14 protein-coding genes and 1 tRNA gene are annotated in these 17077 nt (G+C 36.3%); 9 read left to right on the forward strand and 6 right to left on the reverse strand.

The window, feature by feature from the left end; all coding sequences use genetic code 11:
• Positions 1-59: 59 nt before the first annotated feature.
• The 4 genes from bshB1 (at position 60) to JML65_RS14395 (ending at position 6765) form a co-directional block, all read left to right on the forward strand.
• A complete protein-coding gene (bshB1, locus tag JML65_RS14380) occupies positions 60-779 on the forward strand; it encodes a bacillithiol biosynthesis deacetylase BshB1 (RefSeq protein ID WP_202271233.1) in 720 nt (239 codons plus the stop codon).
• A gap of 35 nt (positions 780-814) precedes the next feature.
• Positions 815-890 (forward strand) — tRNA-His (locus JML65_RS14385).
• A 371-nt stretch (positions 891-1261) separates the two neighbouring features.
• Positions 1262-1696 carry a hypothetical protein gene (locus JML65_RS14390; RefSeq protein ID WP_052188606.1) on the forward strand — a complete coding sequence of 145 codons (435 nt, stop codon included), beginning with the start codon at positions 1262-1264 and terminating at the stop codon, positions 1694-1696.
• A gap of 26 nt (positions 1697-1722) precedes the next feature.
• A complete protein-coding gene (locus JML65_RS14395; RefSeq protein ID WP_202271234.1) occupies positions 1723-6765 on the forward strand; it encodes a DUF4132 domain-containing protein in 5043 nt (1680 codons plus the stop codon).
• 160 nt (positions 6766-6925) lie between these two features.
• Here the strand turns inward: JML65_RS14395 and JML65_RS14400 are convergent, their stop codons facing one another.
• Both JML65_RS14400 and JML65_RS14405 read right to left on the reverse strand, forming a co-directional pair.
• Positions 6926-7261: a DUF3276 family protein gene (locus tag JML65_RS14400; protein ID WP_034701927.1), complete on the reverse strand. Its 336-nt coding sequence runs from the start codon at positions 7259-7261 to the stop codon at positions 6926-6928.
• Between the two features lie 99 nt (positions 7262-7360).
• Positions 7361-9022, reverse strand: a complete 1662-nt coding sequence (locus JML65_RS14405; RefSeq protein WP_047488847.1) for an ABC transporter ATP-binding protein — start codon at positions 9020-9022, stop codon at positions 7361-7363.
• Positions 9023-9113: 91 nt separating this feature from the next.
• Between JML65_RS14405 and JML65_RS14410 the strand changes: the two genes are divergently transcribed.
• The 5 genes from JML65_RS14410 (at position 9114) to JML65_RS14430 (ending at position 12995) form a co-directional block, all read left to right on the forward strand.
• A complete protein-coding gene (locus tag JML65_RS14410) occupies positions 9114-10019 on the forward strand; it encodes a transcription antitermination protein NusB (RefSeq protein ID WP_202271235.1) in 906 nt (301 codons plus the stop codon).
• 1 nt (position 10020) lies between these two features.
• Positions 10021-10527, forward strand: coding sequence for a DUF1573 domain-containing protein (locus tag JML65_RS14415; RefSeq protein WP_047488854.1), 507 nt, complete (start codon positions 10021-10023; stop codon positions 10525-10527).
• 10 nt (positions 10528-10537) lie between these two features.
• A complete protein-coding gene (yajC, locus tag JML65_RS14420; protein WP_047488858.1) occupies positions 10538-10903 on the forward strand; it encodes a preprotein translocase subunit YajC in 366 nt (121 codons plus the stop codon).
• 147 nt (positions 10904-11050) lie between these two features.
• Positions 11051-11785: an SDR family NAD(P)-dependent oxidoreductase gene (locus JML65_RS14425; RefSeq protein ID WP_202271236.1), complete on the forward strand. Its 735-nt coding sequence runs from the start codon at positions 11051-11053 to the stop codon at positions 11783-11785.
• A gap of 364 nt (positions 11786-12149) precedes the next feature.
• Positions 12150-12995, forward strand: coding sequence for a mechanosensitive ion channel family protein (locus tag JML65_RS14430; protein WP_047488865.1), 846 nt, complete (start codon positions 12150-12152; stop codon positions 12993-12995).
• A 50-nt stretch (positions 12996-13045) separates the two neighbouring features.
• Here JML65_RS14430 and JML65_RS14435 read toward each other — a convergent pair whose 3' ends face one another.
• The 4 genes from JML65_RS14435 to JML65_RS14450 form a co-directional block, all read right to left on the reverse strand.
• Positions 13046-13579, reverse strand: coding sequence for a hypothetical protein (locus tag JML65_RS14435; RefSeq protein ID WP_202271237.1), 534 nt, complete (start codon positions 13577-13579; stop codon positions 13046-13048).
• A 29-nt stretch (positions 13580-13608) separates the two neighbouring features.
• Positions 13609-15489: a DNA ligase D gene (ligD, locus tag JML65_RS14440; RefSeq protein WP_202271238.1), complete on the reverse strand. Its 1881-nt coding sequence runs from the start codon at positions 15487-15489 to the stop codon at positions 13609-13611.
• A gap of 71 nt (positions 15490-15560) precedes the next feature.
• Complete coding sequence (locus JML65_RS14445) at positions 15561-16166, reverse strand: DNA polymerase ligase N-terminal domain-containing protein (RefSeq protein ID WP_202271239.1); 606 nt, start codon at positions 16164-16166, stop codon at positions 15561-15563.
• Positions 16166-16951 (reverse strand): Ku protein, encoded by a 786-nt coding sequence (locus JML65_RS14450; protein ID WP_084085729.1) that lies wholly within the window; start codon positions 16949-16951, stop codon positions 16166-16168. The genes JML65_RS14445 and JML65_RS14450 overlap by 1 nt, the downstream gene beginning before the upstream one ends.
• Between the last annotated feature and the right edge of the window lie 126 nt (positions 16952-17077).

Below are 17077 nucleotides of genomic sequence, written 5' to 3' on the forward strand. Positions count from 1 at the left end.
TAAAACTTCCCATTCGTAATGTTTGGGAGGTTTTTATTTTAAACCTTATCTTTGGATACATGAAAACTGATATACTTGCTTTTGGAGCACATCCTGATGACGTAGAATTAGGCTGTGGCGGAACTATTGCTAAAATGGTTTCTGAAGGAAAAAAATGTGTTGTTGTAGATCTTACAAGAGGAGAACTCGGAACAAGAGGTACAGATGAAACAAGAAAAGCGGAAGCAGCAGACGCTGCCAGAATTTTAGGTCTTTCTGCAAGAGAGAATCTAGGAATGAAAGATGGATTTCTTGTCAATTCTGAAGAGTATCAGATGAGGATCGTAAAAATGATCCGCAAATACCGCCCGGAAATCGTCTTAGCTAATGCGATTGATGATAGACATCCGGATCATGCAAAAGGAGCGAAATTAGTGTCGGATGCGTGCTTCTTGTCCGGACTGAGAAAAATTGAAACAGTAGAGGAGGGCAAGAGCCAGGAAGTCTGGAGACCCAAGCATGTTTTTCATTACATTCAATGGAAAGATATCAAACCGGAATTTGTAATTGATATCTCAGAACATCTTGACAAAAAACTTGCGGCCTGTATGGCTTATAAAACTCAGTTTTATGACCCCACTTCTAAAGAACCTGAAACTCCAATTACAACAAAAGACTTTTATGAGAGCTTAACTTACCGTGCACAGGATTTAGGACGTTTATCGGGAGTTGCTTATGCTGAGGGATTTACGTCTGAGAAGTTAATTGCAATGAAAAATTTTGAAGGAATTATTTGGTAATTAAAAAATCTTTCCTATATTTGCACTCACAAAACGGTGATTGTAGCTCAGTTGGTTAGAGCGTCGGATTGTGGTTCCGAAGGTCGGGGGTTCGAGACCCCTCATTCACCCAAGAAAAGTACACTTTTTAAAAGTGTACTTTTTTATTTTATACCTGTTTCTAAGGTTCAATAAAAGTGGTTTTTTCTTTTTTCTGAGAATATTTTACCCATAATCTATTCATATTCTTCATGTCAACGCTCAAAAAGGGTATTACCTGTAACGGAGTTGTTGTTTTTAGCGGGCTAATAATATAATTAAGTGATCAAATAATCGATATAGATAATCAAATCAATAGGAACGGGCTTTAGCCAAAACATAGGATTAAAACAATCTGTATTTAAAAATTTTCGCTCTGCTTTTCTTGATATTCATCATAAAATCTCAAATTGATCCAATAGCACTGCAAAATTTTCCTATATTTAATCACACTAAGTTCAAATATGGAAATAAAGGTCACTGTAAAGCAGTTGGGGAAAAAACACCCTGTTCTTTCGGAGCAAAAAATTGAGATCAATTACGAGGATTCACACATTACATTACAGCATTTATTACAACTGGTTGTTCAGCAGCAAGTGGAGGCATTCAATGCACAGTCATTTGAGCTGGAAGATGAAGACTATACTAAAACTCCTCAGGATCATTATCTCAATATTCTTACAGATACCGGAAAAGCAGGTTTTGGAAGTATTTATAACTTAAAAAAGGCGGATGTAGACAAAGCGCAGGAAAATGTTATTCAGGCTTTTGAAGACGGAATGTTTGCTGTGTTTTATAATGACGAACAGCTGGAAGACCTTTCTCAAACCATAGACTTAAGTTTACAATTTACCTTTGCTTTCATCAGGCTTACATTTCTGGCAGGAAGTTACTGGTAATCTATTTATACTAAACATCAAAAAACATGGAAATCAACGAAAAGTTAGAATCAAAAAAGGTTATAACAAATTATTATGAAAAAGTAAGAAAAGACCTGATAGAGCAATCAGAAAATGGAATGTCTACTCAGATATTTCCTGATAGACCTTTGCTTAAGAAAGAAGTTGCAGAATTAGGCTTATTGCTGAGTGGAAAACCTAATTCTTATGAGATTGTAACTTTGGGTTCCAAAACTTCTGAAAAACTTAAAGACTATATAAAATCTGATCTCTGGGAAGATCAGGACTACTATAATTTATTGGTTTATTTCTTTGGGGGTGACGCAGATCTGGTAAAATATGTATGGAATAAAATGCCATATAAAATGTATCAGACAGGGTATTATCGACGTTCGTTTCGGGCTCCTCATCAGGAAGAATATATACTACTGAATCAGATTAATTTAATAAGAAGTCTCTTACGTCTTCCGCAGCGGAATGCTTATAATCAGGAATTTTATAACCTTTCATTAGAGGAGCAGATTATATATGACAGTGAAGTATCTAATAATAGCAGCCAGTTCTATATATGGTCGGCAGCTATTGATACGGGGAATACGGCCATTTATCGGTTGATTGAAGATATTATATTCAATAAACATACTCAGGGAAAAGTATCTTTGAATATTATCAAAGCTTTGCTCAACAGTGAACAGAAGCAGTGTTGGGAACTGGTGGAGAAACTTTTGCTTGCTGCCCAGCGTCAGGAAGGATTACGCCAGACGATATTAGAAGCCCTGGATGAAACAAGTATAGGTGCTTTGGAATATATGACCCATGTCATTGTAGAGCATAAACTCACTCGTTTTTCATCGGTTGTTCGGGCGGTAGATACCTGGACGGGCTTAGGATGGGAAGCAGAGAAAGAATCTGTGGTAAAAAATATTGTATCATTGGCTCATACCTATTTCAAAAATCCTGAACTGATTCCTGATGCTATAAAAAGCAAGAATAATAATGAGGTTTATATGGCACTTTGGGTACAGGCGGTATGGGATGTGGAAAAAACCGTACCTTATCTGCATCAGTTGTTTGAGAAAGGTAATGAGGAAAAAAAATGTTTGGCAATTAAATTTGCGATAGAAACGCAGAATCCTTACATTCAGATGCCTCTGTATTATAAAGCTGTGCTGGAAGGGGATATGCAGGTACTGGCGTTCACCGGACAGCCGCTTTCAGAATTATTAAGTGCCAATACAAAATCTAAATTTTTTATCAATAACAAAGATTATCCGGACTTTTTTGAAAAACTGCATGAGCTGACTCAAAAAATCGAGATAAAAGAAAAGAAATTTGAAGGAAAAGTATTCTCCTGGCTGAAGACTACGTTTAAAAAGAGCGATTTATATGCTTCCATGTTTTATCTGGTAGGAGAAGACAGCCATAAACTGGAGGTGATACTTTCTTATTTTGATCAGTTTGATCTTTCCTTACGGGAGCTGCTTACCCGAAATATTCTAGGGGATTTTTACTGTTATTCTTTATCTTATAATATCGGTAAACAGAAGAAAAATACGATAACCCCTTTTCAAAAAGAATTTGCCTTTAAGATTATAAAAGATAGGGGTGAATCTCTGATCGCTTCGGGAATCAATGTTCTGCATCAGAATCCTTTACATAAAGAGGAAGTAATGATCTTTTTCGATATGTTTAAAAGAAAGGGCGGAACTCTCCGTAAAAAACTTATAGAACTGGTGATTACACAGGAGGATGCCGAAATCACTCCTTTGATTGATGAACTCACAGCTAAAGGGGATATCGAGCAGCGGGCGGCTTCTTTGGATATGATGCTTCAACTTCAGAAAGAGAAGAGATTGTCTGCTCAGATTTCTCGATGGACACAGCAATATACCGAAAGGACAAAGGTATCCGAAAGAGAACAGAGTTTGCTGGATCAGCTTCATCCTTCCGATGATAAAAAAATACTTTCTGCTGAAAACGGATTCGGGTTTTATGACCCTTCTGTGATCTCAAAATATGCGTTACCAGCAGTGGAAGCGAATTCGGTATATGCACAGGCCGTTAAAACAGATAAATATGGATTTTCAAAGCCTCTGACCCAAGTAAAAGAAGAGTTAAAAAAACTTAATGATATATTTCTGCAGCATAAAGACTATGAGTATGAATCTGAAGACTGGAGTGGTTCAGTAACAGTTGAATTGATGGGAAATACTTTCCGTCAGATAAAAACTAATACCGATGGATTTACTCCACAACAGCTCGCTGACAATTATCCTTTGTCTGAAGTCTGGGAACAATGGTATAAAGATTCTGGATTAGAGCCCAGAGACCTGTTTTTGCTGACATTTGCAGATACTTGTGATCGGAAAGTATTCAGGGACTTTTTGGAAGATTATGTATTTTACAATCAGGGTGTTATTCCTAATCCTACGAAAGGAAACTATCACTGGGATAATGCGATTAATAAAATTCTTTACTCACTGCAGCATCTATTTGTATTTGAGGAAAAAGTAGATTTCTTACTTGACGCCTGCAGTACCCTGTTTGCTCATCTTCCTGAAAATATTATTAACTATAAAGGAAAAGATAACAAAGACTATTATTACTCATATCAAGGAAATGGCTGGCAGCAACTATCTTTCTTTGATGTATTTTTAAGGGCGGTTCCGTTGAAAAATCTTACTGAAGAACAACATCTCAAACAATGGAATTTATACCGATGGATGCAGTATAATGGATTGCAGGAAAATATAACAAATAGTGTTCCTCCCTTCCATATCTTTTGTAAAGCCTATGAGTTGAAAGCCATTACCCGAGAAGAGCTTTATGAGGGAATCCTCACTGCTGATTCTGCAATCAGGGACCTTACCATCACCAAATTCTATCATCATAATGAGAAATATCTTGAGGTATTTCCGTTCTTAAAACCGATGATTGAAGAAATACAGGATAAATTCCTGGATATAGAGCTTATTCGTGGGGATGTCAACACAGCTGTTTCTCATTTTGTACAGCAGTTTCAGACGATATATGGAACACATCGTTTTATTCAGCTTCTGAAAGGATTAGGAAAGTCCGGGTTATATGCCAATTATATATACAGTTATACTGGGGAAAGTATGACGAAGCAGAAACTCTTTTCCTGGCTTATTTCGAATTGCTATCCTCTGGAGAATGATACACAGGAAGCATTTAACGAGATGGTGAAAAAAGAAAAGATTACAGAACTTCGTCTGATACAGGCTGCAGTATATGCACCGCAATGGCAAAAGCTGATAAGTAATTATTTGGGTTGGAAAGGTTTGGATTCGGCGATCTGGTGGATGCATGCCCATACAAAAACAGGAGCTTATGAAGCGCAGAATGCAAAACTGGAAAGCGAAGTTGCAAAATATTCCTCAGTAGATATTCAGGAGTTTAAGGATGGAGCTGTAGATAAAGATTGGTTTACAAAAGCTTACAAAGAGCTAGGTAAAGCAAGATGGGAGATGCTTTATGAATCTGCTAAATATATATCTGATGGAAACGGACACCGACGGGCGAGGCTTTATTCCGACACACTGGCTGGCAGCTTAAAAATAAAAGAAGTGACGACAAAAGTAAAAGACAAGCGTGATCAGGATTATCTCCGTGTATATGGACTGGTACCGTTGAGTAAAACCAATCCTGAGAAAGATGTCCTGAGCCGTTATGAATACATCCAGCAGTTCAAAAAAGAAAGTAAGGAATTTGGCTCTATGAAACAGTCGAGTGAGGCACTGGCTATTCGGGTAGCATTAGAAAACTTAGCCCGAAATGCAGGGTATCCTGATCCGATAAGGCTGACCTGGGCTATGGAAACCAAACAAATTCAGAATCTTTTATCAAAAGAAACACAGGTTACCATTGACGGAGTTACAGTAGGCTTAATTATAGAAGACAATGGTAAAGCAGAGCTTGTGGTATTCAGAGATGATAAGCAGCTGAAGTCTATTCCGCCAAAGATTAAAAAAGATAAAGCTATCATAGAACTTGGGAACTACCGTAAAATCATGCGTGAACAATGGATGCGTTCCCGAAAAGGATTAGAGGAAGCAATGATCAGGGGAGATGAGTTCTTTTTTGCTGAAATCAAGAAACTTTTTGAACATCCTGTTATTGTAAAGCATTTAGAGAAACTGGTATTTATTTCCAATGATCATAAAATCGGATTTTTCCATGATGGAAACCTGATCAATACGGATGGTGAAATACAGGAATTAAATGAGCATCATACTTTGCGTATCGCTCATTGTGTAGATTTTCATCAGCATTCAGTCTGGAATGATTACCAGCATTACTGTTTTAAAGAAAAGCTTATTCAGCCATTCAAACAGATTTTCAGAGAGCTGTATGTTCCTACCCCTGACGAATTGAAAGAAAAATCTGTATCCCGTCGTTACGCAGGGCATCAGATCCAGCCCAAGCAGACTTTAGCTTTGCTTAAAACACGTGGGTGGAAAGTAGATTATGAAGAAGGCTTACAGAAAGTATATCATAAGGAAGGGTTCCAGGTCAAGCTTTATGCAATGGCCGATTGGTTTTCACCTGCCGATATAGAAAGCCCGACATTGGAAACGATAGAATTTCATTCTTTAAAAGATGCTAAGAATATTCCTTTTGAAGAGATCAGTCCAAGACTCTTCTCAGAAGTAATGCGTGATGTGGATCTGGTAGTCTCGGTAGCTCATGTGGGAGGTGTAGATCCGGAAGCCAGTCAGTCTTCTATTGAAATGCGGACTGTACTGATGAAAGAAACGGCTCGTTTATTTAAACTTGAGAATATAAAGATTGAAGGTTCACATGTATTGATAAAAGGGAGCTTGGCCGAATATAGTGTGCATTTGGGAAGTGCTGTAGTGCATCAGGTTCCCGGACATTATCTCTCCATACTTCCTGTTCATTCTCAGCATAGAGGCAGACTGTTTTTACCTTTTGCAGATGACGATCCGAAATCTGCTGAAGTATTATCTAAAGTACTGTTACTATCTAAAGACAATGAAATACTGGATCCAACGATACTTTCACAGATAAAACGGGAGTACGTATAAAATACAGAAAGTACACTTTTCAAAGGTGTACTTTTTTGTTTTTCAAACTTTACATTTGCTAAGCCATAAGCCATAAGCCATAAGCCATAAGCCATAAGCCCAATTTTTTACACAAAAAAAGCATCCTTTTTCAGATGCTTGTGTTTTTAGATATTCTTTTTTAAACTTCGTCGTCAGAATCAATCGTAAAAGATTTGCTTTTGAAGTCTTTGTCATGTTTTTCAGAAATTACATCCTCCCCCTTTTCATTAATGATGAAATCTGTGGACTCATTAAACATCTCCTGAAAACTTTTAAAATCTTCCTTATAAAGGTAAATTTTATGCTTCTCGAATGTAGCTTCCCCATTCTCTCCGAAATTTTTCTTACTCTCAGTGATTGTAAGATAATAATCTCCTGCTTTCGTCTCGCGCACATCAAAGAAATAAGTTCTTCTCCCTGCTTTTAACACCTTAGTGAAAATTTCATTTTCATGGCGTTCCTTGTATTCACTCATTGTTAGATATTTTTTAATCTTGTTAAGAACAAATATAAAAGAATTCTTTTAATCACAAAATTTTTTTTATGATTTATTTAACAATTGAGAACGAAACGGCTAAGCGGTTACAGAATTGGCAATTTCCGTGAGGTTGATGATTTTGTCTGCTTTTTGAGCGCTAGACTCTCTGTGTGTGATAATTATGGAAGTAGCATTGCCTATTTTTTTATCAATATTTTCAAGAATATTCTGCTCGGTCTCTGTATCCAAAGCCGATAAAGAATCGTCAAAAATAATGATATTTGGGTCCTTAATTAAAGCTCTGGCAATACAAATTCTTTGCTTTTGACCTCCCGAAAGCATGACTCCACGTTCACCCACCAGTGTTTTATATTGGTCTTTAAACTCGACAATATTTTTGTGAACATCGGCAATCTGAGCATATTCTACCACTTTTTCGTGAGAGGGATGATCTATAGCAAAACCAATGTTATTTTCGATAGAATCAGAGAATAAATAGCTTTCCTGAGGAATGTATCCTATAAAATCTCTGTAGTTGCTGAGATTGTGTTCTTTAAGGTTTTTACCGTCAATAAGAATCTCACCTTCTGTAGGATCTATCAGCCTGCATAGAAGAAGGGCTATGGTAGATTTTCCACTTCCTGTTTTCCCCATAATAGCTAAGGATTCTCCAGCATTAATGGTGAAACTCAGGTTGTCTAGTGCTTTGATTCCCGTATTTGGATATACATAAGAAACATTTCTAAACTCAATACTTCCCTGGATGGGATAATTTTCAAAATTTGAATTTACAATTTCAGATTTCTTATCCATAAATTCATTAATCCTCTGCATAGAAGCTTCAGCTCTCTGGTTCACCGAAGTAACCCAGCCAACCATGGAGAATGGAAAAATTAAGGTATTGATGTACATGAAGAAATCGGCAATTTTCCCTATACTTAATTCTCCTGCAATGTATTTTTCACCACCAATCCAGATAACGGCAACATTCAGTAATCCGATTACAAATAAAATAATAGTAAAGAAATAGGCTTCAGTTTTGGCAAGATCCAAAGCTTTGTTCTGGTAATCTGTTACCTTGATTCCGTAATTGTTTTTGATGTATTTTTCTCTTGCAAAAAACTTTACCACACGGATTCCTGAAAAGCTATCCTGAACAAAAGTTGAAATGGCAGACTGGCTTTTCTGCATCACTTTAGACTTTTTATTGATAATGGAACTTACCTTATAGATAGCATAAGATAGTATCGGAAGCGGCAACAATGTCCATAAAGTCATGGAAGCATCTGTTTTCACCATATAAATAGAAGTGATGACAACCAGGACAATGAGGTTCGCTACATACATGACACCAGGTCCTAGATACATCCTTACGGCTACAACATCTTCACTTAACCGGTTCATTAAATCTCCGATGGTGGTTTGTTTATAATCCGTCAAAGATAAATCCTGATAATGTCGGTAGATTTTATTTTTAAGTTCATATTCAATTCTTCTGGAAGCAACAATAATTGTCTGCCTCATCATGAAGGTGAAAAATCCAGTCAATAGGGAACACCCCACAATGATAGCAACATAAATAAGAACCTGGTTATTGAAGCCAAGATTCCCGTTTTTAGTGAGTTCATCCACGGATTTACCTACAAACTGAACTTTATAAATATTAAAAAAGTTACTGGCAATGATAAATAGTACTCCCCAAAACAATAGTATTTTGTGTTTCCAAAAATAAGGGTTTAAGGTTTTTAGAGCTTTCATATAGTTTTACAAAATTACGAAAATGTCATCACACTACGAATTTCATCAATTTTAAATTTTGTATCTTTGCAGGCATAAAAAAGCTCTTTGAATGTTAGGAAGACGACAAATCCGTGAAAAATTAGTACAAACAGTGTATTCGTACTATCAAAATCCTGTAAAGTTTGATGTTTTAGAGAAAAACATGTTCGCTGGAATAGAGAAAATCTATCATCTTTACATCTATCAGCTGAATTTTTTGGTGGCACTAAAAGATTTGGCAGAGCATCAGATCGAAATCGGGAAAAATAAGTATCTGAAGACAGATGCTGATATTAACCCTAACCAAAAATTCATCAACAATCAAGTATTAAAGAAGCTGGAAGAAAATCCTGAGAGATTATTTTTCACAGGCCAGCACAAGCAGTTGAAATGGGATATGCACGATGATTTGTTGGTAAAGACTTTCCAAAGAATTACAGCCGGAAAACGTTATCAGGATTTTATGAAAGAAGATGGATATTCTTTTGAGGATGATCAGAAGTTTATCGGTAAATTATTCCTTAGATATATCGCAGAAAACGATGATTTTCATGATTATTTAGGAGATAAAGAACTTTCTTGGTATGATGATATTCATATTGCCAATTCAATGGTTCAGAAAACCATCGGTTTCCTGAGAGAAGATGAAGAAAGCAGAACTTTAATTAAGATGATTAAAGATGAAGAAGATAAAAGTTTCGCTTCTAAATTATTGAGAGATACTCTGAATAACTGGGAAAATAACGAGAAAAAGCTGGAAGAGAGACTTGAAAACTGGGATTTGGAGAGAGTTTCTTTAATGGATAAAGTTATTTTGTCAACCGCAATTTCGGAGCTGGATAATTTTGCGTTTACGCCTTCAAGAGTGATTATTAACGAATATATTGAAATTGCAAAAGTATTTGCGACAGACCGTTCCAATATTTTTGTTAATGGTATTTTAGATAAATATTGTAAAGATCAAAATAGAATATAAAATGAAAAAGACGTTATCAATTATCGCCTTATCTATCATAGGCCTGGGATTAGTTTCTTGTAAAAAAGAAAACAAGGAAGTTCAAAGTGCTGAAACAGTAGCTGTTGATTCTACAGCTATAACAACTCCGGCAACGGCAGATTCTACAGCAACTCCTGCAACAGGTGAAGCTGCTGCTCCTGCTTCTAATGAACCTTCTACTTCTATCGCTTTGTCTGAAAGCAACTTCGATTTTGGAAAAATCAAAAAAGGAGATAAAGTAGAACACGTTTACGAAGTAACTAACACTGGGAAAAATCCATTGGTTATTTCTGAAGTTAAGCCTGGATGCGGATGTACAGCTCCTGACTTTACAAAAGAACCTATCATGCCAGGTAAAAAAGGGAAGATTACATTACATTTCGACTCTTCAAACTTCGATGGAAACGTTCAGAAGTATGCAGATGTTTTTGCAAATGTAGAGAAAGCTCCAATCAAATTAACGTTCACTGCGAACATCCAACCATAATTAAAAAAATATGTTGACATTATTTTTACAGGCACAACCACAAGGATCTTCATCTATGATGCTGATCATGATGGGGGTGATGTTTGTAGGGTTTTATTTCTTAATGATAAGACCTCAGATGAGAAAACAAAAACAGGAGAAGAATTTCCAGGAAAATCTAAAAGTAGGAACAAGAGTTGTGCTTACTTCAGGACTTCACGGAAGAATTGCTCAGGTTCAGGATGACGGTTTTGTTATCGAAACATTATCAGGAAAACTGAAATTCGAAAAAGCGGCTATCTCAAGAGAAATGACAGAAACCCGTTTCGGAGATAAAGCAAAAGCTGCTGATAAAACAGCAGACAAAAAAGAAATAGAAACTGAAGAAAAGAAATAATTCGGTTTGAAAATATGCAGAATCGGCGGGTGAACGAAGTTCACCCCCCCCTTCTCTTTTATAGAATATACTAAGCCGTTTATAACACGTAATAGTTATTTGGCAACCATTCATTTTCATTTTGAAAAAAGAAATTATCTTTGCCAAATGGATCAAAACGCAAATAAAACTGTTCTTATTTTAGGAGCCAATTCAGATGTCGCGAAACAATGCATCAAGCAATATATTGAAAAAGGACTTTCTGTAATTGCGGCTTCCAGAAATACCCGATCTCTGGAAGATTTTATCTCTGAGAATAATTTGGATCAAACTAAAATTGCCGTTTTACCTTTTGATGCCGCAGATTTTAATTCCCATCAGAAATTTTACGATCAACTTCCTGTAAAACCTCATATAGTAGTTTATGCTGCCGGTTTCCTGGTAGATAATGAAAGAGCATTAGCTGACTTTAGCGGGGCTAAACAAATGATGGAGGTCAATTATATGGGAGCCGTTTCCATTCTCAGCATTATTGCAATGGATCAAAGCAATAAACACCTGGAAAGAATGGTAGGACTCTCCTCATTATCCGGTGTAAGAGGAAGAAAAAGCAATTTTGTATATGGAAGTACAAAAGCTGCCTTTACTCAGTATCTGGCGGGTTTAAGACAGGAATTGGCTTCCAGAAAAATCATTATCAATGCATTGGTCATTGGATATATCAGAACAAAAATTAATGACGGATTACAACTTAATGAGTCCTTGATTATGGAGCCTGATTATGTGGCAGGATATATTGTCAATGCCGGCAATTCCTTTACTATTGTTCCAAATTTTAAATGGAAAATGATTTATCATATTCTCAGACTTCTGCCGGAAGGTTTAGTCGCTAAATTGCCGTAATGTTTTGAATATTAGCATTCAAAACGGTCCGTGTAATGAATGTTTTTATTATTTTTCCTGTCTGTTATGTATAATAATAAGAACCTTATTTCTTTAAAAGGGGAGTTCGGTATCCTCTTTGCTATTATAAAACCCAAAATTATTTCTTCGTACCAAGATTCAATTTTTGAAATGATCATTGAGTAAGCCAAACCATTCTGTTTCGCAATCAATTTATATTCATGGATAATACTTCTTCTTTAGCTCGAAAGGGCTAGGGCCTGTTTCTTTTTGGAAACCGGATGATGTTATACTCATTTTCATTTTAAATCTTGTACAAGAAGCCCATAACAGATATACAAATACTAAAATAAGAAGCAGACAAATGAACGATTTAGAATTAAACAACATTCAACAACACTGGGATTCTTTACTATCTTCAGCCATTTCATGGACACCAAGAATTATCACAGCAGTAATTTCTGCAATACTGATCTACCTGATTGGTTCATGGATGATAAGAATGATTAAAAAGCTGGTTGCAAAAGCGTTTAAAAAACGTAATATGGAAGCTTCTTTACAGCTTTTCCTTTTAAATATTATTAATTGGGGGCTTAATATTCTTCTTTTTATAGTGGTTGTTACCCAATTGGGAGTACAGACCTCAGCTTTTGTGGCGATGATTGGTGCAGCCGGTTTGGCAGTAGGTCTGGCATTACAGGGATCACTAACCAATTTTGCAGGTGGAATTCTTATTTTACTGTTAAAACCATTTAAAATAGGAGACTTTATTTCTACCAATTCCGGTGTTTCAGGAACCGTTGAGGCTATCGATATTTTTCATACCAAGCTGATTACCCCACAAAACCAATTAATTGTCATCCCGAATGGGGTAGTTTCCAATAACAGCATTACTAATTTTACCCAATTAGGATCCCGAAGAACTTCTTTGGATATAGGAGTAGCGTATGATGCAGATCTTAAACAGACCAAAGAAATATTAATGAGGGTGATCAATAACAACCAATATGCCTTTACAGAACCTGCCCCACAGGTAATGGTAACAGAACTTGGTGACAGTGCTGTAAACTTATCTGTAAGAGTGACCACCTCTAATGAGAATTTCTGGAAAATGAATGAGGAACTGATTATCAACTGTAAAGAAGCTCTTGATAAGGCAGGAATAGGAATCCCTTTTCCACAGAGAGATATTCATGTTTACAATAAATAAAAGGCATAAAACCTTAAAAAAAACCTGCATTGCTAACAATGCAGGTTTTTTTATTTTTTCTTTGACTTTGCTTTATGTTTCAAAAAGCTAAGAATCTCGGAATATTGATCAGTTTCTTCTTCGCTGATAACGTAGATAAAGGGAGTTCCTATTTCAACTTGAATCAAAATAATGTTACCGGAAACTTCATAAGTGATTTTTTTCCAAATACTTCTTACATCATACTGTTCACCTTTGATATAAAAGTTTTCTTCATCAAAATATAATTCTGTGACAGGATGATATCCTTTTAATTCATCAATATGCTTATTTATCTTAGTGGAGTAGGTTATCTTTTGATAATAAAAGTTAATAAGATAAAAAATGCAGGTAAGGCCTAAAAATACAATAACAAATTGTAAGAAGTTGTATCTGGTTTTATTGCCCAGAAGGCTATCAAAAATAAAAATGATAAATAATACATAAAAGAAGTTTCGTAAAATAGTAGGCATTTTCTTTTTCCATGAATAGTAGAAATACGTCCAAAGTTGTTTACGAATAATCTTCTCATTAAAATTTACTTGAATTCTAAGAGTGTTTTCCATGATTATAGTTTTCGGCAAAAATATCAAAATTATTCAATATTCTGCATAGTATTCAAAGCCTTTATCATATCAATACCCTTAGCCATAACCGGTTTAAACAAATCTCCTTTTTCCTTTATCCTATTCAGGGCATTATCAATATTAAAATCAGTAGGTTGCAATCCCGGTTTGAGCTCATTCCATTCCAATGGCATGGAGACAGATGCTCCTTGTTTGGGTCTTATGCTATAGGCACTGGCCAAAGTCTGTCCGGTTCTGTTTTGAAGATAATCCAGATAGATTTTTTTGTTATCTCTTTTTTGAAGGCTCCTTTCTAAGGTGGTAATCTTTGGGAGCTTTTCATTGACCTGTTTCATGAGTATATGAGCGAAATCTTTTACCTGGTCGAATTCATATTTTCCACCCATCGGAATATAAACGTGAATCCCTGTACTCCCTGAAGTTTTACAATAGCCTTTTACTGTAATAGATTGTAAAACTTCATTCACCTGAAGGGCGGTCTCAATAACCTCATCAAATGTATTCTTTGATGACGGGTCGAGATCCAAAACCAGATAATCCGGATGCTCAAGATCCGGCAGAGAGCTATTCCATGGATTGAAATCAATACACCCTAAATTATTAAGATATGCCAACGTTGCCTGATCATTACAGTAGATATAATCAATGTATTTATCATTAGATTCCGAGTATACCTTTGTTGTTTTGATCCAGTCAGGGATATGATCTCCGGCGTCTTTCTGATAAAAGCCCTGTTCTTCTATTCCGTTGGGAAAACGGTTGAGAGACAAAGGTCTGTTTTTCAGGTAAGGTAAAATATAGTCTGCGACTGATTGGTAATAAGTGATTACATCACCCTTGGTAATACCATCTTTTGGAAAATATACTTTATCCTGATGAGTGAGCTTTACATGATGCTTATTCAGTATGAGTTCAGTTTCTTTTTCGGAAGTTTCCTTTTTTCTGGAAGTGGTTTTTGTTTTCATTCCTTTAGATTTTTCGTTTTGACTGCTCTTCAGCAGACTTTTAATTTCTTCAGGTTCTTTATCCTCACGGATGGTGATAAAAACCGGATGCCGGAAAATTCCGTCTTTAGTAATCTCAGAATATTTGATTTCACACACCAGTTCAGGTGTTATCCATGTTACGGGCATATTCGTTTTGGGAATTATTTCAAAAGGTGAAATCCTGACTGTTAATTTTTGAAGTCTTTTGTAAAGTTCCTGCAATGAATTTTTATTGAATCCTGTTCCTGTATGGCCGCAATAGGTGAGTTTTTGATCAATATACTTCCCTAAAATCAGGGCTCCAAAACCCTGGCGTGAGCCTCTTGGTTCTGTAAAACCGCAAATAATAGCTTCATCCGTATTGGTGAATTTTATTTTAAGCCAGTCACTGGTTCTTTGATTTTCGATATATGGGCTGTCAGCCCGTTTGGCAATCATTCCCTCCAGTTTCATTTTTTTCATTTGGTTAAAAAACTCAATACCTTTTTCAGGAATATGATCACAATAGACAATGGTTTCAGTTTCAACCAGCGCTTCTTTTAAAAGCTCTTTTCGCTGAATAAGGGGCAGTTCCTCTGTGGAGTGGCCATTTAGCCACAGAATGTCGAAAACCTGATAAACAAGACTTAGACTGGGAGTATCACCAATTTGCTGTAAAAGCTGAAAACTGGGTTTTCCCCTGTGGTCATATGCTACAATTTCTCCATCCAGGATCATATGATGCTTTTGTCTTGCGAAATCACGCGTTACCCTTTCAAATTTTGATAAGAATGAAATTCCGTTTCTGGAGTAGAATAGGGGTTCTTTATGGCGGAGGTCTGCGATTGCTCTGTAGCCATCCCATTTTATTTCAAAAACCCAGTCTTTATCATTAAAAGCATTTTCCGAAAGCTTCGCCAGCATAGGTTTGATAAAGGTTGTAAGCTTTTTTTCGTTGGTTAAAGAATTAAAGCTTTTGAAAGGTTTCCCTGAAGTTATAACTTCTTTTTTGCGTTTATTTTCAGGCTTTTTTTTTCCTCTAAAAATTGGGTGACTAAAGATTTTGATGAGGTGTTTTCCTCAGCGTCATATGGGCTTTCTGCAAATTCATCTTTATGTTTAATCAGCAACCATGCATTGTTTTCAGCATTTTTCATTTTAACCAAAGCAAACTCGCCTTTCAGCTTTTTACCATGTAAGATAAACTTTAATGATCCGGAATGCAGTTCTTTCAACAGTTCCTTTTCGTCAGAAAGTGCAGTACTTTCATCCAACGGTTCATAGGTTCCGCTGTCCCATACTTCTACCTGCCCGGCGCCATAGTTTCCTTCAGGAATATTTCCTTCAAAATCTTTGTAATCATAAGGATGATCCTCTACCATCATTGCCAGGCGTTTATCCTGCGGATCTAATGACGGCCCTTTGGGTATAGCCCAGCTTTTCAAAACTCCTTCCATCTCCAATCGGAAGTCATAATGAAGCCTTGATGCTGCATGCCTCTGAATGACAAAAATCAATTTGTTTTTGCTCTTTTTTGTTTTCCCCTTAGGTTCACTGGTTTCATCGAACTTCCGTTTTTTTTGATAATCTTTGAGAGCCATTATGATGCAGATTTAGATTTAGAATTACTCAGGCTGGCTTTTAGCTGGGCCATAAGGTCAATCACTTTGCCTTCTTTAGCGGGTTGGGCTTTTTGAGCTTTTATATTCTTACCTTTCGCCTTCTGTTTGATAATCTTCATAAGGTCTGCAGAATATGTGTCTTTATACATGGCAGGATCAAAATCTTGTGAAAGTTGCTTGATAAGACTTACCGCCATTTTTAGTTCTGCCGGTTTCGGTGCTTTAAGTGCCGGAATTTTTAAATCCGAATAACTTCTTATCTCCTGATCGAATCTCAGGCGATTCAAAACTAAGATATTATCATGGTATGGGCGTATCATTCCGATTGTTTCACTTTCGCGGAGTACGAAAGTACCTATTCCGACCATTTTTGTTTCTTCAAGTGCTTTTAACAGAAGCCTGTAGGCATTTTCACCGTTTTTCTGAGGCTCCAGATAATAAGGAGTCTCAAAATAGACACTGTCTACTTCCTCTTCCTTTACAAACTGATCAATAGAAAGTATTTTTGTTTTTTCGGGACTTGCCGCTTCATAATCCTCTTCATCCAGAACGATGTATTGGTCATCCATGAGATAACCTTTGACAATATTTTCCCATTTGACTTCTTTTCCCGTATTCTCGTTCACTCTTTTAAACCGGATATTGGAAAAATCAGATTTATCGAGCATATCAAGGTCCAATTTACTGGTTTCCGTGGCAGAGTAAATCTTAACGGGAATGTTTACTAAACCGAATCCAATGGCACCATTCCAAATTGCTTTCATTGTCTTACGTTTTTAAAAATCAAGCAATTAACATGCCGTTGGAAGCTTGTGTGGTATGTGTTTGTACGCTTTTTGTCAAATGGCAATTGTTTTACAGATATAGTTTTATACCTTTATGTTTTCCAA

Source organism: Chryseobacterium sp. KMC2 (genome assembly GCF_016756935.1).
In the GTDB taxonomy this organism is placed as follows: Bacteria; Bacteroidota; Bacteroidia; order Flavobacteriales; family Weeksellaceae; genus Chryseobacterium; species Chryseobacterium rhizosphaerae.

Coding starts and splice junctions, on each gene's coding strand:
- bshB1 (WP_202271233.1), top strand. CDS start 60: ATGAAAACTGATATACTTGCTTTTGGAGCACATCCTGATGACGTAGAA.
- JML65_RS14390 (WP_052188606.1), top strand. CDS start 1,262: ATGGAAATAAAGGTCACTGTAAAGCAGTTGGGGAAAAAACACCCTGTT.
- JML65_RS14395 (WP_202271234.1), top strand. CDS start 1,723: ATGGAAATCAACGAAAAGTTAGAATCAAAAAAGGTTATAACAAATTAT.
- JML65_RS14400 (WP_034701927.1), bottom strand. CDS start 7,261: ATGAGTGAATACAAGGAACGCCATGAAAATGAAATTTTCACTAAGGTG.
- JML65_RS14405 (WP_047488847.1), bottom strand. CDS start 9,022: ATGAAAGCTCTAAAAACCTTAAACCCTTATTTTTGGAAACACAAAATA.
- JML65_RS14410 (WP_202271235.1), top strand. CDS start 9,114: ATGTTAGGAAGACGACAAATCCGTGAAAAATTAGTACAAACAGTGTAT.
- JML65_RS14415 (WP_047488854.1), top strand. CDS start 10,021: ATGAAAAAGACGTTATCAATTATCGCCTTATCTATCATAGGCCTGGGA.
- yajC (WP_047488858.1), top strand. CDS start 10,538: ATGTTGACATTATTTTTACAGGCACAACCACAAGGATCTTCATCTATG.
- JML65_RS14425 (WP_202271236.1), top strand. CDS start 11,051: ATGGATCAAAACGCAAATAAAACTGTTCTTATTTTAGGAGCCAATTCA.
- JML65_RS14430 (WP_047488865.1), top strand. CDS start 12,150: ATGAACGATTTAGAATTAAACAACATTCAACAACACTGGGATTCTTTA.
- JML65_RS14435 (WP_202271237.1), bottom strand. CDS start 13,579: ATGGAAAACACTCTTAGAATTCAAGTAAATTTTAATGAGAAGATTATT.
- ligD (WP_202271238.1), bottom strand. CDS start 15,489: ATGCTGGCGAAGCTTTCGGAAAATGCTTTTAATGATAAAGACTGGGTT.
- JML65_RS14445 (WP_202271239.1), bottom strand. CDS start 16,166: ATGGCTCTCAAAGATTATCAAAAAAAACGGAAGTTCGATGAAACCAGT.
- JML65_RS14450 (WP_084085729.1), bottom strand. CDS start 16,951: ATGAAAGCAATTTGGAATGGTGCCATTGGATTCGGTTTAGTAAACATT.